The 21,206-nt window shown below is 62.2% G+C and carries 16 protein-coding genes and 2 rRNA genes; 13 read left to right on the top strand and 5 right to left on the bottom strand.

The window, feature by feature from the left end; translation table 11 throughout:
- Positions 1-34: 34 nt before the first annotated feature.
- The 3 genes from aroE to TNEU_RS03905 all read left to right on the top strand — a co-directional run bounded on the left by aroE (position 35) and on the right by TNEU_RS03905 (position 3,319).
- Positions 35-817, top strand: a complete 783-nt coding sequence (gene aroE, locus TNEU_RS03915; protein ID WP_012350140.1) for a shikimate dehydrogenase — start codon at positions 35-37, stop codon at positions 815-817.
- The gene (gene aroC / locus TNEU_RS03910; RefSeq protein ID WP_012350139.1) at positions 814-1,911 is read left to right on the top strand and encodes a chorismate synthase; all 1,098 of its coding nucleotides are present in this window, start codon (positions 814-816) and stop codon (positions 1,909-1,911) included. The genes aroE and aroC overlap by 4 nt, the downstream gene beginning before the upstream one ends.
- Positions 1,912-2,035: 124 nt before the next feature.
- The gene (locus tag TNEU_RS03905) at positions 2,036-3,319 is read left to right on the top strand and encodes an APC family permease (protein ID WP_012350138.1); all 1,284 of its coding nucleotides are present in this window, start codon (positions 2,036-2,038) and stop codon (positions 3,317-3,319) included.
- Positions 3,320-3,776: 457 nt separating this feature from the next.
- On the opposite strand, the gene TNEU_RS03900 is transcribed toward TNEU_RS03905, so the two are convergent.
- From TNEU_RS03900 to TNEU_RS03890, 3 genes are all read right to left on the bottom strand, one after another.
- Positions 3,777-3,977: a hypothetical protein gene (locus TNEU_RS03900; RefSeq protein ID WP_012350137.1), complete on the bottom strand. Its 201-nt coding sequence runs from the start codon at positions 3,975-3,977 to the stop codon at positions 3,777-3,779.
- A gap of 1,043 nt (positions 3,978-5,020) precedes the next feature.
- Positions 5,021-8,668 (bottom strand): 23S ribosomal RNA (locus TNEU_RS03895).
- A 48-nt stretch (positions 8,669-8,716) separates the two neighbouring features.
- A 16S ribosomal RNA gene (locus TNEU_RS03890) occupies positions 8,717-10,913 on the bottom strand.
- Together the 16S and 23S rRNA genes form the textbook arrangement of a ribosomal RNA operon.
- Before the next feature lie 256 nt (positions 10,914-11,169).
- On the opposite strand from TNEU_RS03890, the gene TNEU_RS03885 reads away from it, so the two are divergent.
- From TNEU_RS03885 to TNEU_RS03865, 5 genes are read left to right on the top strand one after another with little or no spacing between them, the layout of a single operon-like run.
- Entirely contained in the window at positions 11,170-11,565 is a 396-nt protein-coding gene (locus TNEU_RS03885) for a winged helix-turn-helix domain-containing protein (RefSeq protein WP_148682328.1), read from the top strand.
- A gap of 23 nt (positions 11,566-11,588) precedes the next feature.
- The gene (locus tag TNEU_RS03880; RefSeq protein WP_012350133.1) at positions 11,589-12,482 is read left to right on the top strand and encodes a VIT1/CCC1 transporter family protein; all 894 of its coding nucleotides are present in this window, start codon (positions 11,589-11,591) and stop codon (positions 12,480-12,482) included.
- Between the two features lie 19 nt (positions 12,483-12,501).
- Positions 12,502-13,935: a UbiD family decarboxylase gene (locus tag TNEU_RS03875; protein WP_012350132.1), complete on the top strand. Its 1,434-nt coding sequence runs from the start codon at positions 12,502-12,504 to the stop codon at positions 13,933-13,935.
- Positions 13,935-14,564 carry a hypothetical protein gene (locus TNEU_RS03870; RefSeq protein WP_012350131.1) on the top strand — a complete coding sequence of 210 codons (630 nt, stop codon included), beginning with the start codon at positions 13,935-13,937 and terminating at the stop codon, positions 14,562-14,564. Before TNEU_RS03875 ends, TNEU_RS03870 begins: the two co-directional genes overlap by 1 nt.
- A 28-nt stretch (positions 14,565-14,592) precedes the next feature.
- On the top strand, positions 14,593-16,041 hold the full coding sequence (locus TNEU_RS03865; protein ID WP_012350130.1) for a lysine--tRNA ligase: 1,449 nt from the start codon (positions 14,593-14,595) through the stop codon (positions 16,039-16,041).
- On the opposite strand, the gene TNEU_RS03860 is transcribed toward TNEU_RS03865, so the two are convergent.
- Positions 16,028-17,527, bottom strand: coding sequence for a glycosyltransferase family 2 protein (locus TNEU_RS03860; protein WP_012350129.1), 1,500 nt, complete (start codon positions 17,525-17,527; stop codon positions 16,028-16,030). The genes TNEU_RS03865 and TNEU_RS03860 overlap by 14 nt on opposite strands.
- 154 nt (positions 17,528-17,681) lie before the next feature.
- Between TNEU_RS03860 and TNEU_RS03855 the strand changes: the two genes are divergently transcribed.
- Complete coding sequence (locus TNEU_RS03855) at positions 17,682-18,416, top strand: FAD-dependent thymidylate synthase (protein ID WP_012350128.1); 735 nt, start codon at positions 17,682-17,684, stop codon at positions 18,414-18,416.
- Positions 18,409-19,263 carry a hypothetical protein gene (locus TNEU_RS03850; RefSeq protein ID WP_012350127.1) on the top strand — a complete coding sequence of 285 codons (855 nt, stop codon included), beginning with the start codon at positions 18,409-18,411 and terminating at the stop codon, positions 19,261-19,263. The genes TNEU_RS03855 and TNEU_RS03850 overlap by 8 nt, the downstream gene beginning before the upstream one ends.
- A 100-nt stretch (positions 19,264-19,363) precedes the next feature.
- Here the strand turns inward: TNEU_RS03850 and TNEU_RS03845 are convergent, their stop codons facing one another.
- Entirely contained in the window at positions 19,364-19,930 is a 567-nt protein-coding gene (locus tag TNEU_RS03845) for a 50S ribosomal protein L15e (protein ID WP_012350126.1), read from the bottom strand.
- A 71-nt stretch (positions 19,931-20,001) separates the two neighbouring features.
- Here TNEU_RS03845 and TNEU_RS03840 point away from each other — a divergent pair, with 71 nt between their 5' ends.
- Genes TNEU_RS03840 through TNEU_RS03830 form a run of 3 tightly spaced genes read left to right on the top strand, consistent with a single transcriptional unit; the run spans position 20,002 to position 21,152 of the window.
- Positions 20,002-20,358: an RNA-binding domain-containing protein gene (locus TNEU_RS03840; protein ID WP_012350125.1), complete on the top strand. Its 357-nt coding sequence runs from the start codon at positions 20,002-20,004 to the stop codon at positions 20,356-20,358.
- Positions 20,342-20,872: a hypothetical protein gene (locus tag TNEU_RS03835; RefSeq protein ID WP_012350124.1), complete on the top strand. Its 531-nt coding sequence runs from the start codon at positions 20,342-20,344 to the stop codon at positions 20,870-20,872. Before TNEU_RS03840 ends, TNEU_RS03835 begins: the two co-directional genes overlap by 17 nt.
- Positions 20,865-21,152, top strand: a complete 288-nt coding sequence (locus tag TNEU_RS03830) for a hypothetical protein (RefSeq protein ID WP_012350123.1) — start codon at positions 20,865-20,867, stop codon at positions 21,150-21,152. Before TNEU_RS03835 ends, TNEU_RS03830 begins: the two co-directional genes overlap by 8 nt.
- The last annotated feature ends 54 nt before the right edge of the window (positions 21,153-21,206 follow it).

Raw genomic sequence — 21,206 nt, 5'->3', positions numbered from 1 at the left:
GAAAACACTTATTTAAATAGTTAATACAGGCGCCATGTACTTCGCGGTGATAGGCACACACGTGAGGGGGAAGTCGGCGAGCCCCGCCATGCACAACGCCTCTTTCAAAGCCCTCGGGGTCAACGCCGTGTATATAGCCGTCGACGTGCCGAGGGAGGAGCTACCCTGCTTCCTCAAGCTCGCCAGGCTGAACCTAAGAGGCTTCAACGTCACTATCCCCCACAAGGAGGAGGTGGTGAAGCACCTCGACGGCGTTGCGGCAGACGCCAGAGCCATAGGCGCTGTGAACACTGTGCTTGTGGAGAGGAACCTCCTCGTCGGCTACAACACAGACGCCTCGGCGGTCTACCAGCTGGCGGGCTCCCACATGAGGGGGGCAGACGTGTTGATAGTGGGCGCAGGGGGCGCCGCGAGGGCCGCCCTCTTCGCCGCGATCAAGGCCGAGGCCAGGGCCGTCTACATAGCCAACAGGACCTACGAGAGGGCCGAGGCCCTAGCCAGGGAGTTCGCCGAGAAGTTCAAGAGGGAGGTAAAAGCCGTGAGGAGCCCCGTCAAGGCGGACGTGGTCGTAAACGCGACCCCCGTCTACGACGCCATGGTGGCAGACCTCAGCGGCGCCTCTCTCTACGTGGACTTCGCCTACATCCCAACCCCCAGGACAAAGATGGTGGAGGAGGCCCAGAGGCTAGGGATAAAGGTGGTAGACGGGGTAGACCTACTGGTGGAGCAGGGGGCTCAAGCCGAGAAGATCTGGCTCGGAGTAGAGCCGGACAGAACAGTTATGAAGAGGGCCGTCCTCGAGTTCCTAGGGATATGAACACCTTCGGAAGAGAGCTCCGGATAACCACCTTCGGCGAATCCCACGGCAAGGCCATAGGCGTGGTGATAGACGGCGTGCCGGCTGGGCTGGAACTGACGGAGGAGGACATCAAGAGGGAGCTGGAGAGGAGGATGTTCTGCCACATACCAGTCCTCAACCCGAGGTGCGAGCCGGAGGAGGTGGAGATACTATCCGGCGTGAAGGAGGGCTACACCCAGGGCACCCCCATAGCCGTCGTGATATGGAACAGACGCGTCATCTCCAGCTACTACGAGGAGCTCTGGATGAAGCCCAGGCCGGGCCACGCCGACTTCGCCTACTACCTCAAATACGGCAGACACTACGACCACAGGGGGGGAGGCAGAGCCTCCGGTAGAACAACCGCGGCTGTGGTGGCGGCGGGGGCAGTCGCCAAGAAGATGCTCGCCCTAGCCGGCGCCGAGGTGGCCGGCCACATAGTCGAGCTAGGCGGCGTCGAGATAAACGCCAGCTACACCTACGAAGACGTCAAAAAAAGCTGGGGGCGGCCCCTCCCCGTGGTGGATCAACAAGCCCTAGACAAAATGCTGGAAAAGATCCGGGAGGCCGCCATGAGGGGAGACAGCATAGGCGGGGGGGTGGAGGTCTGGGCCGTGGGGGTGCCGCCCGGCCTGGGGGAGCCCCACTTCGGCAAGATAAAAGCCGACATAGCCGCCGCCGCCTTCTCCATACCAGGCGCCATAGCGCTCGACTGGGGCATGGGCAGAGCGCTGGCGAAGATGTGGGGAAGCGAGGCCAACGACCCCATAACAGTCGCCAACGGCAGGCCAACCCTCGCCACCAACAAAATCGGCGGCGTCCTCGGCGGAATAACCGTGGGAACCCCCATATACTTCAGAGCCTGGTTCAAGCCCACCCCCTCCGTCAGAAAGCCGCAGCAGACGGTGGACCTAGCCAAGATGGAGCCTACGACGATAGAGTTCAAGGGGAGATACGACGTGTCCATAGTCCCCAAAGCCCTCGTGGCGCTGGAGGCCATCACGGCGGTAGCACTCGCCGACCACCTACTCAGGGCAGGTCTCATAAGAAGAGATAAGCCGCTGGGGAGATAGCCGCGCCCTCGGCCCTGAGGCTTTCGGTTGTACCGCAAGGAGGCGCCGCCCCCAGTCTGCGGGCTGGAAGACGGCGTGTTGACCTGCGGATATGCTTAAATAGGGCCGAGGTACGACGGGCCAGGTGGCCTTCCGCGAATGGCTGAGGAGGAGGTTGGGCACTTGGGATATCTACGCCCTAGTCCACCACGACTCACAGTCCACCTTCTACCTAATGGCGGGCTTCATCCTCCTCGCGGCTGGTCAGTACGGGCTTTTCGTCATGTTGTACAGCGCCGCCCTGTTGATAGCGGTTGCGCTGGCCTACGGAGAGATGGGGTCGAGGTTCCCGGAGACGGGCGGCTCCTATCTACATGTGAAAATCGGGTTGGGCAACCTGGGCGCCTTCACCGCGGTCTGGCTACTCGCGATAGACCAGATAATCATGGTCGGCTACGGAACCCTAGACGCCTCCAAGTACATACTGGCCTACAGCGGCTTGGCCATACCTCCGCAGGCCCTTGCCATAGCCCTCTCCACCGCGCTCTACATCCTCGCCCTGGTGGGGATAAAAGAGTCGTCGCGGGTCGGCCTGGCCGTATTTACCGCAGAGGCCGCGGTGATGACAGCCCTACTCGCCGCCGTCTTCACGAAATTCGGCGCGCCGCCCCCCTACTTCAGCTGGCGCGGCGTAGAGCCGCAGAACCTCCTCTACGCCTTCTCCCTCGCCTCCAGAGGCTACACTGGCATAGACGCGATCGGGCAACTAGCCGGCGAGGCCACGGCCCCCCTCATACAGATACCCAGAGCGGCCGCCATTGCGGCGGCCGTCGGCACCACATACGGCCTCCTGCTCTCGTCCGCGATAATGTCCGCCCTAACGCCCGCCGAGATAAAAGACCCAGCGCTAGTCATGCTACAGCTAGCCCAAAAGGTCGCCCCCCCGATGGAGACCCCAGTCTTCGCGGTCATAGTCATGATAATGTTGATGGCCGCCCTCACCGGATACGTGGCCTTCGCCCGCCTAATCTACATACTGGCGGACGAAAAGCTCCTACCCCCACACTTCGCGAAATTACACAGGAGATTCAGAACCCCCTACGTCGGACTCACCTTCACCTACGTAGTCTCCATACTCTTCCTCCTCCCCGGGGAGATAGAGCTACTGGTAGACATCTACGCCGTGGGGTCCCTAATAAACTACCTAATGATAGCCCTCTCCCTAGGACTCGTCACAAAACGCGGCATCCTACACAGCGCCTTCAGATCGCCACGCATACGCGGGTTCCCCACCACCTCAATCGCCGCCACAGCCCTCACAGCCACAGGAATAGCGTTCACAGCCATCGAAAAACTACCATACCTATGGTTCCTCGCCCTGTGGCTAGCCTTCGGATACCTCCTCTACGCCGCCACAAGAAAACGCTAGAACATATGCACAACCGCTACGCCTCATTACGGCGAAACTCGGCGACGCCCACCCCCCAATGGAAGACCAAAACGATTCCACCCCAACATACGACCACCCCCCATCGCCGACCCTCGCCAACTCAGTAGGCTGGAGCTACCAAAGGGGCAACAGACAACCTGAACCGACGTCATACAAACTCTACAAAAGCGGACCTATCGACATAAGTCCCCGCCTCTACCCCGCTGGTACAAGCCTCAGACGACGACGCCCTACAGCCCCCCGTATCTACTCCAAACTACCAACAGCACTTCCCATCCATCGGCATAACAACCAACACGATGTTAGACACCCGACGTGTTGCAACACGGCGACGCCCTGATAACCACAGTAGCAGGTTACGGAAAATAGCGGTAGCCCCCGTGGAAACCCGGTCTTTCCCACCCCAACCAAACAGACGCGGGGCATGGAGTCGGTCTCAGCCGCGCGGCACGCCGAAGAGGCGCTCCGCCTCCTCCGCGGAGTAGCTCCCCAGGTAGCACTTCTCGATAATCTTCTTCCCCCCAGACCTGCCTAGGTAGTGAACCGCCGAGACATAAACCCGAGACCCCTTACGCCAGTAGTGGAAGTAGCTAATAGCCCTCCCACACCGGGGACAGACATCCCCCCTCCTCAACACGACAACAAGGGAGATGCGAGATAAAAATTTACTGACGATTCTTGACTCGCGCCTAGGGACTTCCTCCTCGCCTGCGCCCTCATCGGCATCCAGGATGCCTCGGGCGTGGGGTCATCGGGCATGGGGGACAGCGGCGCGGCCCCCCTCTGCAGAGCTCGGGACAGGCCCGGTCGAGGCACCTCACGGGACTGCCCCCACGCCGGAGCTACGGCGCCGCGCGCCTCGGCAGATAGGCGCGGAGGCGGAAAGCCCGGCGCGCGAGTTAGCCCCAACCAGCGCAAAAGAGGCTACGTAAACGGCCAAGCCGCCTATCCCGCTCTGCAGAGGCCCTCGTGTAGCGTCGACAAACCAGAGGGGCGCCCCGTCGAACCCGGCACCCTTATATCCCCCCACCTCTCCTCCAGTAGCCACCTCCTCAGCAGTTCCATATACGCCTTCTGCGGATCCGCCAAAGGCCATAGTCACGGAGAAGAGAGATCCATTCACACAAACCTGATAGCCGAAGCCCCCTGGTGCCACAAAACCTCTACCCCCCACCTACCCCCCACGTAGGTAACCCACAAAATCTCATCCTCATACAGCGTACCCACGTTCTTCACAGGAGGAGGCTCCCCAGAGCCGCACCAAGAACAGTCCTCCCAAAACAGGCAAAGTAAAGAACGGTGTAGTTGTGTTGGGTAATGTGGAGACTAGTGGTCTTGTTCTTGTGATACTGGTGACTACCGTGATGCGTATTTCTTGAAGGTTTTTGATCTTCAGCGTTGGTGGGATTTAGGGTATTCGGAGGTTTTGGTGAGGGCTTCTGTGGGGCTGAGTGGAGGTTTCAGCGGGTTAACGGGTCTGTACAAAGCCAACACCAACAATAAAACCCGCATACCAGACGGAAAAACGGCAATAAACACTACCTGACAAACAACAAGCCAAAAACCCAGCAAGAAGGTCAGAAGAGGTGAGCTCTAGAGTTAAGATCTGCGCAGAAGGAGTGGACAAGAAGAATGCCAGAAGAGGCAACCCCCACGCCGCCGCCAGGCCCTTTCGCCCGCCGCCCCGCACGCTCGGGCGATTGGGAGGGGCCGGCTCCCCCCTCGGGAGAACCCTCGGGGGTTACACCGCCCCCCCATCAACCCCGTCTTCTACGGGAGCCCTCGCGCCCCAGGGGTTGCCCCCCAGGGCGACGGCCGCCTCGTCTCGGGGAGGGCTTCCCGCTTAGATGCTTTCAGCGGTTATCCCCCACGGCGTGGCTGCCCGGCAGTGCCCTGCCGGACAACCGGTACACTAGAGGCCGCGGCGCCCCGTTCCTCTCGTACTGAGGGCACCTTCCCCTCAGGCGGCCAACGCCCCCGACAGGTAGAGACCGACCTGTCTCGCGACGGTCTGAACCCATCTCACGTTCCCCTTTAATGGGCGGGCAGCCCCACCCTTGGCGGCTGCTGCACCGCCAGGATGGGAAGAGACGACGTCTGGGTACCAAACCGCGGGGTCGATGGGGACTCTCACCCGCGACGAGCCGGTTATTCCTAGGGTAACTTTTCTGTCATGCCCGGCCCCCACTGGTGGGGGCACGAGCGTTCTCTAGGCCCCGGTTTCCCGCCTGGGCCCCTTGTGTTCAAGGGCCCAGTCAGCCCGGCTTTTGCCCTTACACTCTACGGCGGATTTCTGACCCGCCTGAGCCGAGCTTTGGGCACCCCCGATATCTTTTCAGGGGTGTGCCGCCCCAGCCGAACAGCCCGCCTGCCGCTGTCCCCGCCTTCCGGCGGGTAAGCGGAGGGGCGGAGAGTGGGTGGTGTTCCAGGACCGCATCCACGGGACCCGGAGGCCCCGTTTCATCGCTCCCACCTACGCTCTGCACCCCCCGCCCCCCCGCAACGACAGGCTGCTGTGAAGCTCCATAGGGACTTCTCGCCCCGTCGGGGGTCCCAGGACTGTGCACCTGGAGGTGGGTTCGCCGGGCCCCGGGCCGGGACAGTGGGGACCTCGTTGATCCATTCATGCACGCCGGAACTTACCCGGCAAGGCATTTGGCTACCTTAAGAGGGTCAGAGTTACCCCCGGCCTTCAGCGGCGCTTCGCCCGGTTGTAACCGGGGTTCACGTACCGCCAGTGGCCAGGATTCAGCCCCCGTACACACCCTCTCCCGGGGCGGAAGGGAGCCAGCTTGTTCGGCCTAGAGGTTAAGATAATGACCCACCACCTGTAATTTTTGGGGGTGGCGTATTTTAACTACCCGATACAGCTTTTGGTTCTCCTCCTTACCAGATACAACGATTTCAGTGTATCTACCTCCTTTCCTAGTGATCTTAACGTATCTTATCGAAAGCGCAGTGAGCGCATCTTCAATTCGTCTAGCCATGTCGCTCTTTACAACAATTCTGGTTCTAAAAGGCTGATTTCTATATTTCTTCACATTCCCCTCGGCATCTATTGCAGCCGCTATTAGCACCTCGGGGGCAAGGCTGGAGTTCAAGATTCTATCGACAGACTCCTTGCCGTATATTCTAAGCCTAAAGGCTCTGTCTCTTCGCGAAGCATAGACTCCGCAACTCACGCCGTATTTTCTTAGCTCGTTGCATATCTCCTCGAGGAATTCCTTAGACATATCGGCGATTACGATTTCGTAGTTTTTGCCGACTCTGTAATCGACATAGCCATCAAAAGCGCTGAGAGCTTTGACATACTGGAATATATCCACTATACAATTGCCACCCCCGTATTTTTAAGCTTGGCTCCCTTACCGCCCTTACGGGCTCGCGGGGACCTATGTTTTTGTTAAACAGTCAGGTCCCCCTTGTCACTGCGACCTGCGGCCCCAGGGGTGTACCCTAAGGCCGCAGGCACCCCTTCTCCCGAAGTTACGGGGCCAATTTGCCGAGTTCCCTGGCCCGGGGTCACCCGAGCCGCCTTGGGCTTCTCACCCAGGAGCACCTGCGTCGGTTCTCGGTACGGGCGCGGGGGCTCGTTCCCCGTCCCCTTTTCACGGGCCCCAGGATTCGGGCGGACCGGGGAAACCCCCGGCTATTCCCGCCTTCGGCCGGTTCTCGCCATTACGGCACTCCCCGGCCTTCGACGGTTAAGCGGGACGGCAGTCCCGCCCGCCCTATCCCGAGGCGTCGGGGACGGGGCCTGCGTTGCCGCAGAACCTACCCCCGCGGCACGGGAATATTAACCCGTTTCCCTTTCGGCGGGTGCCTATTAGGCCCCGCCTTAGGACCGGCTAACTCCTGGCCTATTGAAGTTGCCAGGAAACCCTGGTCCTTTCCGGCGGAGGGGCTTCTCACCCCTCTTCGCTGCTACTACCGCCGGGATCTTCGTCGGCCGCGGGTCCACCGGACCTCACGGCCCGGCTTCTGCCCCACGGCCGCGCCCCCCTACCGCACTCCGGCCAACGGCCGGAGGCCCGGGGTCTCGGCGGCGGGCTTAGTCCCTGTACATCTTCGGGGCCCCCCGCCTCGGCGGGTCCGCTGTTACGCGTTGCTTAGCCGATGGCTGCTGTTAGGCCCACGGCCCCGCTGTCTTGGGCGGGGGACGCCCTTTGAGATTGACACTAAGCCCGCACTTGGGGGCCTTAACCCCGGTCTCGGTTGTTCCCGTCTCGGAGCGGAGGCTTACCCCACCGCCCCCGCCTCCCCCCTTCTACGGCGCCGGCAGGTTCGGAGTTTGACCGGGGGCCGGAGCCTTTCGGCTCCCGCACCCCCGATCAGTACTCTACCCCGCCGGCCGCCTCTGGGGAGGCCTGGCTGGGACCAGCTTCGGGGGGAACCAGCTATCACCGGGCTTGATTGGTCTTTTGCCCCTAGCCCCAGGTCATGGGAACGATTTGCACATCAGAACCCCTTCGGGCCTCCACGGGGCTTTCGCCCCGCTTCGCCCTGCCCAGGGCTAGATCGCCCGGTTTCTGGTCTCACGGCCGTGACTACGGGCCCTTTCAGACCCCGCCCCTCGCGGGTTTCCCCGCTGCGGGCTGTCGGTTTCCCTACGCCTCCGGGGTTGAACCCCTTAGGCTCGCCACGGCCGTGAACTCCCCGGCCCGTGTTTCTAGACGTAAGGGCGGACCCTGGACCCCTCCCCTCGTACTCCCCCGTCACCGGGGTTTCCTTCGGGGAGGGGCGTCCTTTCGGGCCCGCCCCACTGTAGCCGCCCGGTTTCAGGCTCTTTTCACCCCCCTTCCGGGGTTCTTTTCAGCTTTCCCTCACGGTACTAGTGCGCTATCGGACTCGGGACGTGTTTAGCCTTGCCGGCCAGTGGCCGGCGTATTCCCACGGCAAAACTAAGCCGTGGTACTCCGGGATCCCGGGACTCCGCCACGGGCGGTTTCGCCTACGGGGCTATCACCCTCTACGGCGGGGCTTTCCAGCCCACTTCGGCTACCGCCCGCCGGCGGTTGCCCAGGCCCAAGCCCCACATCTCCCCACGGTTGTCCCGTGGGGATTTGGTTTGGGCTCTCCCCCTTTCGGTCGCCCCTACTCAGGGGATCCCTTTTGGCTTCTCCTCCTGCGGGTACTAAGATGTTTCCGTTCCCCGCGTTCCCGCCCCTTACGGGGCGCCGGGGCCTGTTCGGCCCCGGCAGGAAGCCCCATTCGGGGATCCCGGGTTCTAAGCCTGCCTGCGGCTCCCCCGGGCTTATCGCAGCTTGCCACGCCCTTCTTCGGCGCCCGAGCCGAGCCATCCACCGGACGGCTTTGCCGTGCGGAGCGGCGGCTTGCGGGGCCAAGGAGAAGCCCTTTGGACTACCCACCCCCGGGTGGAGGTGATCCAGCCGCAGGTTCCCCTACGGCTACCTTGTTACGACTTCACCCCCCTTGGGAGCCCCCTGCTCGTCCCCCCACCTCGTCGGCAAGGGGCCTCGCAGAGGGCTCCCTCGGGTGGTGCGACGGGCGGTGTGTGCAAGGGGCAGGGACGTATTCACCGCGCGTTGGTGACACGCGGTTACTAGGGATTCCACGTTCACGAGGGCGAGTTGCAGCCCTCGATCCCTACTGGGGCGGGGTTTACGGGATTGCCTCCCCCTTTCGGGGTCGGATCCCGCTGTCCCCGCCATTGCAGCTCGCGTGCAGCCCCGGGGTCTCCCGGCCGTGCCCCAACGGGTTGGGAGAAAGATGAGTTAGAGTCTGGAGTCCCGGATTTGTTTTAGTCTTTCGTGGTGGGTAGGGTTGAGCAACATTTTGGCTACTGTCCACGCCTCTATCGTATCTATGTGGATTTCGTATCCGTCTTTTTTGTCCGCGGTGTTGGCTCTTATGCCGTTGGCCTTGAGCACCTCTGCGATCCAGTCCCTTAGCGCTTTACTTTTCGTCTTTAGGCCTACTCTCAGATAGGTGTATGTTCGGCTTCTGTACTTTTTTGTAATTTGTTCAACCCACCCGTCTCCATCGATGAAGCCTATGACGTATGGGAGTCCCGCCGTTGGTTCAACGGCGGGTGGGTTGATCTCCGAGCTTTTTCTTCCGCACTTTAGCCCGTTGTTTATTAGGTACCTGTAGAAATCTTTGTCTCTTGTTTTGAGCTTCCACACACCCGCTTTTCTATCGTAGAAAATGCTCGCTATATCTATGCCGTTTGTCTTCATTATCGTTGCGATTGTATCTATGAAGTCTCTCCTCTTCTGTGCCAATGTGATTTCTCCTCTACAGTCGAGGTGGCCATCTGCAGCTATGAGACCACATAGGTAGAGCCGCCAGTCCATGTCTTTTGTAGATGGGGTTAATTTACCCGTTGGGGCCACGGCTTTCGGGGCTTCAGCGGGACCTGGGCGTTTCCCCATGGTCCCTATACTGACCTGCCGTGGCCCCCTCCTTCCTCCGGCTTACGCCGGCAGTCCCCCTAGTGTGCCCCCCGTCCCGTAGGACGGGGTAGCAACTAGGGGTGGGGGTCTCGCTCGTTGCCGGACTTAACCGGACACCTCACGGCACGAGCTGACGACGGCCATGCACCTCCTCTCAGCTCGTCCGGCAAGGTCGTTAGCCTGGCCTTCATCCTGCTGTCGCCCCGGGTGAGGTTTCCGGCGTTGACTCCAATTAAGCCGCAAGCTTCACCCCTTGTGGTGCCCCCCCGCCAATTCCTTTAAGTTTCAGCCTTGCGGCCGTACTCCCCAGGCGGCGGGCTTAACGGTTTCCCTTCGCCACCGGCCGGGCCCTAAGCCCGGCCGACAGCTAGCCCGCATCGTTTACGGCCGGGACTACAGGGGTATCTAATCCCCTTTGCTCCCCCGGCTTTCGCCCCTCACCGTCGGGCGCGTTCTGGCCGCCCGCTTTCGCCACTGGTGGTCCTCCGGGGATTAACGGATTTCGCCCCTACCCCCGGAGTACCGGCGGCCTCTCCCGCCCCCTAGCCCGGCAGTATCGCCCCCCGCCCCAGGGTTGGGCCCTGGGATTTCAGGAGCGACTTGCCGGGCCGGCTACGGGCGCTTTAAGCCCAGTAAACACCCCGACCACTCGCGGAGCTGGTATTACCGCGGCGGCTGACACCAGACTTGCCCCCCGCTTATTCTCCCGGCTTTTTAGACCGGGCAAAAGCCGGGCTCTTCGCCCGGCACTCGGGGTAGCCCCGTCGCGGTTGCCCGCATTGCGGAGTATTCGCGCCTGCTGCACCCCGTAGGGCCTCGGCCCTTGTCTCAGTGCCGATCTCGGGGCTCGCGGCTCTCACCGCCCCTACCCGTCTTCGGCTTGGCGGGCCTTTAACCCGCCAACTACCTGATGGGCCGTGCCCCCATCCTCGGGCGGATGGCGGCGGATCGGCCGCCATCCCTTTGGGGGAGGGGGCCTTCCAGCGCCCCTCCCCTATGGGGGATTGGCCCCAGTTTCCCGGGGGTGTCCCCCTCCCGAGGGTAGGTTGGGCACGTGTTACTGAGCCGTGCGCCGCTCCCGGGCGCCCCCGGGCGCGCGACTCGCATGGCTTAGCCCTACCCCGATAGCGGTCGGGTCCGGCAGGATCAACCGGTTTCGGACGGCCGCAAGGCCGCCCGGGGGGTGGGTTTGTCCGGGCTTCTCCTTGGCGGCGGCGTGGGGTTTCTCCCCGGCGCCCCGGCCTGGGGTTTCCAGGGGGGGACGTCCGGGGAACATTAGGGTGAGGGTCTGCCGGGCTTTTGCCCGGCTTCACTTGTGAAGGCGCGTTCTTTCTTGAACTTGGGTGTTTAAAAGTTTTTCTGCCCTCTCCCGCGCCGTTGTTCAAGGTTTTATATCGGGGTTTTGTGTCTTTCGTGGAGCCTTCTGAGGTTAGGAGGCGTATCGTCGAGCTCCTTAGGGAGCGGGGGAGCGCATCTGTCTACCAGATCGCTAAGGCTTTGGGCATCTCCTATGGGGCGGCGCAGTGGCACCTCTATGTTCTGGAGCGGGACGGGGTTGTCTTCACGGTGGTTCAGGGGAGGAAGCGGATTGCCGTATTGAGGGATTCCCTTGACGCCTACCTCAACTCGCTTAAGATGACCGACTTCTTTAGGGATCTCTGGGCGTATCTCAGGTCGCGGGGGATCGACGGGAGTACGCCGTTTATGGAGGCGGTGCTTTCGCTGGAGGAGGATAGGCGGGAGGTGGGCCTTTCCCTCCTCTCTATTGCGAGGAACCTCTACCACTGGAGGAGGGGCCAAGGTTTATAAACTACATTGCAACTCGCTTCTTGATGGAAGTAGATTCTAGTTTGTACAGAATCGCGCGGGAGGCGGCGCTGGACGAGTATAAGGAATATGTAGTGTACAGCGCCTTGGCGCGGGTGGAGAGAAACGAGAGGCGGAGGGGGGTTCTGGAGGCTTTGGCGGCGGCTGAGCTGGACCACTTCAGGTTCTGGAGCCGCATCGCCGGCGTGAGGCCGCCGGTGTGGCGGACGCGGCTCTACGCCCTGTTTATGGTTCTCCTGCGGTTTGTCTTTGGGGTTACCTTCGTGGCTAAGCTTCTGGAGCGTGGAGAGGTGGAGGCGGTGGCGCGGTACAAGTCCCTCCTGGGGGTGGTCCGGGGGGAGGATCTAGAGGCTCTCCGCCGCATTATTAGGGATGGGGAGGAGCACGAGGTGGCGCTTGTGGAGCAGATCGACGAGACTATTGTGAAGTACATGGGGTCTCTGGTGTTGGGTCTGGCGGACGCGGTGATCGAGATCACTGGGGCCCACGCGGGGACTCTTGGCACCACCAACAGCACCGTCGTGGCGGGGGTCATCGGCCTTATTGTGGGGATAGGGGCCGCCATCTCCATGGCGTCTGCCTCCTACCTCCAGACGCGCCACGAGGTTGGGAAATCCCCCGCGGTGGCGGCCTTGGTCACCGGCGTGGGCTACATTGCGGCTGTGTCCCTCATGTCGCTTCCCTACTTCCTCACCCACGACGTCTACCACGCCTTCGCCGCCTCCATCGCCGTGGGGGTTCTGCTGAGCTTCATGTTGACCTTCCAGGGGTCTGTATACACGGGGAGAGATTTCAAGTACGAGTTTCTGCAGACGGTGGGTCTTCTGCTGGGGACCGCCGCCTTGACCTACATGTTGGGCGAGTGGCTCGGCGGCCTCTTCGGCGTTAGAGTTATTTAGCCGGGTCCCCCCCAGGGCTGTGTTTTCCGACCTGCGGGAGTTTCTGTCCGCCCTGGAGGAGAGGGGGTGGCTGAGGAGGGTTTCCGACCCCCTTTCCCCCGAGCTCGAGATACCGGAGGTGTTGAGGAGGGTTATGTACGGCGGGGGGCCCGCCGTCTTGTTCGAGTCGGTTAGGGGGTTCCCCGGGTGGCGGGTGGCTGGGAACCTCTTCGGGTCTCTAGACAGGGTTAAGCTGGCGCTCGGCGTTGAGCGGCTTGAGGATGTGGGTAGGCGGCTTGTGGAGCCCTTCGCCGCTCCGCCTCCCCTTTCTCTCCTGGATAAGTTCAAGGCCGCCGCCGGCCTTTTCGAGCTGGGGCGCTACGCGCCTAGGGTCGTGCGTGGGGGGCCGGTGAGGGAGGTGGTGGAGGAGCCCAACCTGCTCTCCATCCCGGCTTTCAAGAGCTGGCCTGGGGACGCCGGCCGCTACATTACATACGGCGTCTTGGTCACGAGGGACGTCCGGGGGGTGTACAACCTGGGGGTGTACCGGATTCAGATCCTGGGGGAGAGGGAGGCCGTTGTCCACGCCCAGATCCACAAGAGGGCGGCCGACCTCTTCGGCTCTACCCGGGGCTGTGTAGACGCGGCGATTGTCGTCGGGGGGGACCCCGCCTTTCTCCTCAGCGGCATGATGCCGACGCCCTACCCCCTCGACGAATATCTATTCGCGGGGGTGCTCAGGGGGGGCGGGCTGGAGGTGACGAAAGGCGTCGCCACGGATCTCCACATCCCGGCGCGGGCCGAGGCCGTGGTGGAGGGCTGTGTAGACGTTGGAGATCTGAGGAGGGAGGGGCCCTTCGGGGATCACTACGGCGTGTACGACCGGGGGGGCCTCTACCCCGTCTTCAAGGCCAAGGCTCTGCTTAGGAGGGAGGACCCCATCTACTACGGCACGGTGGTGGGCCGGCCGCCTCTTGAGGACGCGTACATGGGTAAGGCGGTTGAGAGGGTCTTCCTCCCGGTGCTCCAGTTCCTCATGCCGGAGGTGGTGGATCTGAACTTGCCCATGTACGGCCTTTTCCAAGGCGTCGCCATCGTCTCTATCCGTAAGCGGTATCCCGGCCAGGGGAAGAAGGTCATGTTTGCGCTTTGGGGGCTCGGCCACATGCTGTCTTTGACCAAGGTGGTGGTCGTGGTGGATCACGACGTTGACGTCCACGACCTTAACGAGGTGGTGTTCGCCATAGCGCAGCGGGTTGACCCCCAGCGGGATGTGGTGGTGGTGCAGGGGGCGCACGTCGACGTCTTGGACACGGGCTCGCCGGTCCCCGGCTACGGCTCTAAGCTTGGGATAGACGCGACGAGGAAGCTCCCGGAGGAGTACGGGGGGATGCCGTGGCCTGAGGAAGTGGCCCCCGACCCCGGCGTGGCGGCGCGCGTGGAGGAGGTGGTGCGTAGGCTTCTGGGGCGGTGATGTGGAGGCTGGTACTGGAGGGGGGCGAGGTGAGGAGGGTGGAGGAGCCGGCTGTCGTGGTGCCGAGGGGGCACGTGGGCATTAAGGTCAAGGCCTTCCTCATAGACGACTTCTCTCTGTGGGCTCTGCGGAGGGGGCGGGGGCCCTTCTCCCGGTGGGCGCTGGGGGTGGTGGTGTCGGGGGGCGAGGTGGGGAGGTACGTGGTGGCCTATGTGGACAACGCCGCCGCGCAGTACGCCGCCTCAAACCGCTTTGTGTATGTAGACGGGGGGGACCCCTCCCGCCTGGAGGTGGCCCCCCTGGCCTATGTGGTAGAGGCGCTTGGCCGGGTGCCGAGGTTGAGGCGGGTCGAAGTCGTGGGGGGCGACCCCCGCCGCGCCGCGGTGGAGCGCTTGGCGGAGGTGGGGCCCTCCCGCTGGAGGATAGCTCTTCAGGGGGCCTCCGTGGGCTCCGGAGTGGCGGTGGCGGTGTCGCGCCTCGTGGAGGTGGTGGGCAACGCCGTTGTGCGGTTTGTGGATGTGCCATCCCGCTGGGCGCTACGGCGCGCGGCTGGGCTGGGCATACGCCTTGGGATCCCCGTCGTCAAGGACGTGTCTTTCGGCGGCTGGGGCATCGTCGTGGTGGATTGATTTATATAGACGTGGGTTTGTTGCCGCGATGGCGGAGAGGCAGAGCGCTGAGAAAGTCGGCGAGTGGCGTAGACTTATAGATTCGCTGAGGGGGGCCGGCGTGGAGCCCTACCCCCACTCCTTCCGTATTACACACAGCGTTAAGGCGCTTAACGAGCTGAGGAGGCAGGCGCTTCTGGAGCCCTGGGTTGGCCTCGTGGTGAGGACCGCCGGCAGGGTGACCGACGTGAGGAGGCACCCCAACGTCGTTTTTATAGACCTCTACGAGGACGGGGCGAGGTTCCAGGTCATGGCTGACCCCAAGCTCCCGGGGGTAGAGGGCGTGTGGCGTGGGGACTTCTTGGGGGTCGAGGGGGCCATAGTTAAAACCCAGCGGGGCGACTACGCGGTGAAGGCCTCCTCCCTGATCCTCCTGGCTAAGGCGGTTCAGCCTCTGCCGGAGTGGGGGAAGGTGGACCGGGATTCGCCGTTTTACATGAGATACCGCTCGGTGGCTATGGTCTTGGATCTCCAGCTCCGGTGGAGGATCGCGGCGAGGGCTAGGTTTATACAGGCGCTGAGGGAGGCCATGTGGAAGCGCGGCTTTATAGAGATCCCCACGCCGGTTCTCCAGCCGATCTACGGCGGCGCCGCCGCGCGCCCCTTCACGACGAAGATCTGGGCTATAGATGAGGAGTGGTACCTCCGTATATCCCCCGAGCTGTACCTAAAGCGCTACATCATCGCCGGTTTTCCCAAGGTGTTCGAGGTGGGGCCTCAGTTCCGCAACGAGGATATCGACGCGCTTCACAACCCCGAGTTCTGGTCTCTCGAGGCGTATCAAGCCTATGCGGACTACAACGACATGATGAGGCTGACGGAGGAGGTGGTGTACGAGGCCGTGTCCGCCGTCTTAGGCACAGGCGTTGTGAAGTATAGAGACCAGACCATAAACTTCTCCCCGCCCTGGCGCAGGATCACCCTCCACGACGCTCTTAGGGAGTACGGGGGCGTCGACCCGGATAGACTTACGGACGACCAGATAAGGGAGAAGCTCAGGGAGCTACAGGTCCCGGTCAAGGTCTACAACAGGGGCGTCGCCCTGGTGAAGCTCTTCGAGAAGCTGGTGGAGAAGAAGCTGGTGGAGCCCACCTTTGTGCTGGACTACCCCGAGGAGTCCACGCCGCTTTGTAAACCCCATAGGGAGAAGAGAGGCCTCGTGGAGAGGTTCGAGGCCTTCGTGGGAGGGCACGAGGTGGCTAACGCCTATACGGAGTTGAACGACCCGGTGCGTCAGTACGAATACTTCGTGAGAGAGGAGGAGCTGTTTCCAAAGGAGGAGGCGCACCCCCTCGACTGGGATTTCGTCGAAGAGCTGTCGTTTGGGATGCCTCCCACAGGGGGGGTGGGCATAGGCGTAGATAGGCTGGCGATGGTTATCACAAACGCGGAGTCTATCAAAGACGTGATCCCCTACCCAATCGTCAAGAGGGCTTAGCCGCCGCGGCCACCCGTAGGTAGACGTAGAGGAAGACGAGGAGGAGGGTTGCGGCGTTTGTTATAAAGAGCCAGTTGGCCGTGTAGAAAGACAGCGCTAGAAGCGCCGCGAGAGCCGACGTGGTGGCCACCTCGTAGGGCCCTAGGGCTCCGCTCTTCAACACGGCGAGGCCCTTGGGGGTTACGTACCACCTGATCCTCCTCCGGAGGAGGCCCAACAGGACGTAGAAGGTTAGGTAGGGGCTGAGGGCGAGGAGGAGGGCCGCCGACTTGGCCAACATGCTGGCCACCTCCGCGAACCCGTGGCCGTCGGGCTTCGCCAGCTTGTAGACGTAGAAGGTCTGCGCCAGCGCCAGCGCCAGAAGGCCCCCCTGCATGGCTAAGATGTGGAAGGGGGGCAGGAGTATGCCCATGTAGCTCATGGCGACGGTGGCGACCATCGTGGCGAAGGTCGTGAGTATCATGAGGGGGTGCGTCGCCACGTTTAGAAACACGCTCAGCCTGTGAGCCAGCGGCATCTTCAGCTTGAGGATCTGCCTGGCGTACTGCGCCAGGAGGTAGGCGGAGTTGTAGGTCCACCTGGCGTACTGCCTCTTAAACGCGCCGTAGCCGGCGGGCACCTCGACGTATACGGGAGGCCCCGGGAGGTAGACGACGCGCCCGCCGCTGAGGTACGCCTTCATGGATATGTCGTAGTCGTCGGCTGTGCAGTTGCAGAAGCCGCCTACCTCCCTCAGAAACCTCTTCCTCACGGCGATCCCCGAGCCCAAGGCGAAGACGGGATGCCCGGTGTTGTAGCGGCCTAGGATCGCGACGTAGTACAGGAGGTACTTGTAGAGGAAGAGCTGGAGGGCGGCGATGGGGGTCTTAACCGCGGCGTAGCCGTCCCACCCCAGAAAGGCTATCTCCCTCTCGCCCACGGCGCGGGCCCTGGCGCAGAGGTCCGGCGGGGGGACGCTGTCTACGTCTAGGAAGAGGAGGATCTCCCCCCTTGCGTGCTCCACGGCCCAGTTCAAGGCGGCGCCCTTGTAGCCGGTGGGGTTCGGCCTCCTCAGCACCCGGGCGGGGAGCCCCGCCAGCGCCTTCTCCAGCTCAGCCGCCTTCTCGGGGGGGTCGTCGGATACGACGACCACCTCCGCGTTGGGACACCGCAGCTGCGCCAGCCTCCTCACCGCGTTTACGACGGTCTCCGTAGCCTCGTTTTTCACAGGTATGATTATGGAGAGGGGGACGTCAGAGGGGGGGTCGGGCGGGTCGCCGCTGGCTGGCCTGGCGTGTCTCGCGTAGTAGATGTAGTGCATCATCAACAGGATAGCCAGCGCGAGCAAGGCGAAGTATATGGCAAGCAAGGCGTGTTGAAGCCACATGGGGACCTCCGGCGCGTTCGAGATCGTGACAGGCCCCTCCCTAGTCCTATTTAGCACCTGGAGTGTCTCGTTGATGACGTTTTTCGGAATAGACACGTTCAAAAAAGTGATGTTAACCACGTCGAAAGATGGAGCCGGTACAAAAGCTTTTGCCGCCCATCCCACAGACGGCGACGCACCCGCTCTCAACAACACCGCGATTTCAACCGCCGAGCGGGGCTTTGTAATATGTGGAAAAGACGCCTAGGTTTTTAAGTCATGGGGCTGTTGAGCTGTGGTGTTGGTGTCCCACACGCCTAGGGTTGCCCTGGTTGGGTCGTGGGGGTCGGAGGAGCTGGTGTCCTCCTTCACCGACGTGCTCTACCGGGGCGTCCCCCTAGAGGAGGCGCTTAAACAGGGCGGCGACGTCGTGGCGAGGCGCATCTCGGCTTTCTACAGGCAGGGCCACTGGTCTGTCTTCGAGTTCATGGGGGCTCAGTTCCTCGTGGAGTGCTCCCGCGCCTGCCACACCCAGTTCATAAGACACAGGCTCGCCTCCTACTGGTCTGAGTCACAACGCTACGTCGACTACGCGCGGAGGGAGATCAGGTTCATAGTGCCCAGGGGCTTCCCCGCCGACCTCCTCAAGAGGGCCTACGAGGACTACGTGAAGCTTAGGGAGGGCTGGAGGCCGGAGCACGCCAGGATGGTCCTCCCCAACGCCACCGCCGTCCTCTTCGCCGTCCAGATGAACGCCAGGGAGCTTCTGCTGAACTTCGTCCCCCTGAGGTGCGCCTACGCCGCCCAGGCCGAGATTAGACACGTCTGCTGGCAGATGTACGCCCACGTCTGGAGGCTCTGGCCGAATCTGGCCAAGTTGGTGTGGGACGACCTGCCCAGCCTCCACAGGGACTTCTGCACCAAGGTGCCGAAGGGCGAGGACTGCCGCCTATACGCCGTAAAAGACGCCGAGGAGAAGCACGGCCCGCTCCCGGAGAAGCCTTGGCTGGCTCTGGCGGTAAATGGCTGAGAGGGTTTTGATTAGGGGGCTTGAGGCGGGCTCCGCCTACCTGGCGTATCTCCTCCGGGAGAGCGGGGTTGAGGTAGACCTCTTGACCGCCAACCCGGCGGACCCCCTCCTGGACGTCCCGCCTTTTGAGCCGCTGTTTACGCTGGATTTTATAAGGGATGTCTTGGCGGTTCGGCTTGTGCAAGAGCCGGAGGGGAGGTACGACGCGGTGGTGGACTCCTGCGACGTCTTCGGCTTTGATGAGGTGAGGAGGGCTCTCGCCGGCGGCGAGGTGGTGTACGTGGTGGGGGACGGGTGGCTGTCGGCCTCCCTCTCCCTGTATAGATCCCTCCCTGTGCCAGACGTGGAGGTGGATATCCCCGTGGAGAAGACGGGCCAGTTTGTGGAGGTCTCGGTGAAGTATAGGCCCTACGTGGGGGGCGACTACAGCCTCTGTAGCGCAAGGGACGCCTGGGGCGGCTGCCTCTACACGCCCATGCGCGCCCTGGAGAGGATATACGCCGCCGTGGATATCTACGCCGCCATCATGGGGATGGAGGCTCCCAGGAGGAGGATCAAGCTTGAATACGCCGTTGGGAAAGACCGGTTCTACGCCGCGTTTGGCTGCAGGCCCGAGGGTAAGGCGTCGAAGATAAACCTGGGCGAGCTCCAGGTGTGGATGTACGGGGAGGGGGGCCGGCCGACGTATGTATACATGCAGGGGAGGGCGGAGGATGCGGCCTGGGCTTTGGCGATGTACAACCTAGCAAGATCGGCGGATCTGGCCTTCCTCCTAGACGTGGGGCTCAGGGGGAGAGGCGCCCTGAATCTGGCCTACGTGGGGCACCTATACAGAGAGATGCGATAAGGAGTGATCCCAGACGCCGTCAGGCTACCTCACAGCGCCGCCTGCGGCGGGTCTCCGTAGCCCGTCGCGGCAGTTGTATTGACGTGATGGTTTAAAAAGTTTACTGTCCCCCCTTCAGCTTTGGCAGAAGCGTCTTCTTTAGATGCTCAATCAGCTTCCTCTGCCTCTCCCTCAGCCTACGCGTTATCCTCCTGCTGGGCACCTCCCTGCCGCATATGCCGGAGTAGAGCGGGTCTGCTCTGACCGTGGGCTGGTTGCAGTCGACGAGTATCACCTCGTAGTAGCGGTAGACGCCGTCGTCGGCTACCCAGTAGCTGTTTAGGACCTCCAGGTTGGGGTACCTCCTGGCAGCTCTCTCCTCTGCCACCTGGCGCCAGGATTTCCAGGTGGTTATGCCGTAGACGCCCATCCTCTTTGGTCTTCTGCCGGAGTCCGGCCTCCTCCTGTTGAAGGGGCCTCTCATGAGCCTTACTCTCACGACGACTACCCCCTGCTTGGCCTTGTAGCCCAGCTTTCTCGCCTTCTCAAGCCTAAACGGCCTCTCGACTCTCACAATGGAGGGCGCCCTTCTCCACTCTATGAGGATCTTCCTCATCAACCTCTCGTGGACCTCTCTGCCGATTTTCCTATACCACATCGCCATATAGCCATACGCCGACCGAGCCACGGCACCTCTCTATGGCGTCTTTTTAAGCTTTTCCAACGCCATGCTTTAATAAAGCCCCCCCGGGGGCAAACGTGCGTTGCCGGTATGTAGAAATCAGCGTTATCGTACACGCCACGGAGAGCTTGGAGAAGGTCTTCAACGCGTTGCGCCGGTTCTTCGGGGAGTTGCCGCTGGTGGTTGAGATATACGAGGGGCACCACGGCAACCCCATATACCTAGTCACGTCGTATCTCGAGGACTGCGACGCCTTGTTGGAGAAGCTCTGCTCGGCTTTCGGCGGAGCTGTGCCCGCCTCTAGGGGCGAGGCGGAGGGACTCTACTACCTCCGCCTAGATAAACAAGCGCTGGCCGCCGGGGCTGTAAAAGCCGTGGAACACGACGACGTCGTAAGACTCAAGATTAGGACAAAGGATGGCCTCTGTAGTTAGGCGAGGTTTCGTCGAGTGGGATCTAGCCGCCGCCACGCCGGAGGTGGAGAAGGCGCTCTGGGAGGTGGGGGTGCGGGCGGCTGTCCTCAGAAGGGACGTCGAAACGGTCCTTTTGGCCCCGGTGGTGCGGGGGGTGGATGTGAGGTGGGCTGAGGCGGAGAGCCGCGACAGATTTAACGCCTATGTATACAGGGAGGATGTACAAGTCATCCGCGTAAATCCCCACACGCCGCTTACCAGAGACCAGGTTAGAGCAGCCGCGAGGTATGGAAAGTATATAGAGCTGCCCCTCAAACCTCTGCTCGCCGATGTGCCTCTGCTCGCGAGGTGGCTTGAGGTTCTTGAGCCAGACGTGGTGGTCTTCTCGACGCCTGTGGAGGAGCTAGACGACGTGAAGTCCCCCCTCGACGTCGCCGCGTTGCTCGTGGAAGTAGGCGGCGACCCCAGCTGGAGGAGGCCGATACTGAACTCCCTGGGCATCTTAGCCGAACTTATCTCCGAGAGAGATGGTTAAGTACAGATACCTCCTGGTTAGAAGCGGCGACCCTGTGTCGTGCTATCTCCAGTTGCTCGAGAGGTATCAGCTGGTCGGCTTCACAGCCCTTATACACAAGCCTCGGCTTGTGGCTATCTACGACGATGTGTTAGTCGTGGGGGTGCCTAGGGAGGCGCTCCGCGCCGTGAGAGCCATCGTAGCGTTGTTATACGGATGCCGCACAGTCAAGACGGCTGGGACGGAGCGGAGGGCCAAGGCGGTTGCCGCCTCGATTAGGCGCAGGGGAAGCGGCGTCTAGCTTATATAAGGGGGCGTCGGAGGTAGACGTGATGATGGGTATCAAAGCAATGAT

The organism is Pyrobaculum neutrophilum V24Sta, assembly GCF_000019805.1.
Lineage (GTDB): Archaea > Thermoproteota > Thermoprotei > Thermoproteales > Thermoproteaceae > Pyrobaculum > Pyrobaculum neutrophilum.
The sequence above is the reverse complement of the archived record's forward strand: the minus strand, read 5'-3'. Positions and strand labels throughout refer to the sequence as shown.

What these genes read in the sequence shown, in the direction of transcription:
- TNEU_RS03865 (WP_012350130.1), top strand. Translation starts at nt 14,593, where the DNA reads ATGGCGGAGAGGCAGAGCGCTGAGAAAGTCGGCGAGTGGCGTAGACTT.
- TNEU_RS03870 (WP_012350131.1), top strand. Translation starts at nt 13,935, where the DNA reads ATGTGGAGGCTGGTACTGGAGGGGGGCGAGGTGAGGAGGGTGGAGGAG.
- TNEU_RS03830 (WP_012350123.1), top strand. Translation starts at nt 20,865, where the DNA reads ATGGTTAAGTACAGATACCTCCTGGTTAGAAGCGGCGACCCTGTGTCG.
- aroE (WP_012350140.1), top strand. Translation starts at nt 35, where the DNA reads ATGTACTTCGCGGTGATAGGCACACACGTGAGGGGGAAGTCGGCGAGC.
- aroC (WP_012350139.1), top strand. Translation starts at nt 814, where the DNA reads ATGAACACCTTCGGAAGAGAGCTCCGGATAACCACCTTCGGCGAATCC.
- TNEU_RS03835 (WP_012350124.1), top strand. Translation starts at nt 20,342, where the DNA reads ATGGCCTCTGTAGTTAGGCGAGGTTTCGTCGAGTGGGATCTAGCCGCC.
- TNEU_RS03880 (WP_012350133.1), top strand. Translation starts at nt 11,589, where the DNA reads ATGGAAGTAGATTCTAGTTTGTACAGAATCGCGCGGGAGGCGGCGCTG.
- TNEU_RS03850 (WP_012350127.1), top strand. Translation starts at nt 18,409, where the DNA reads ATGGCTGAGAGGGTTTTGATTAGGGGGCTTGAGGCGGGCTCCGCCTAC.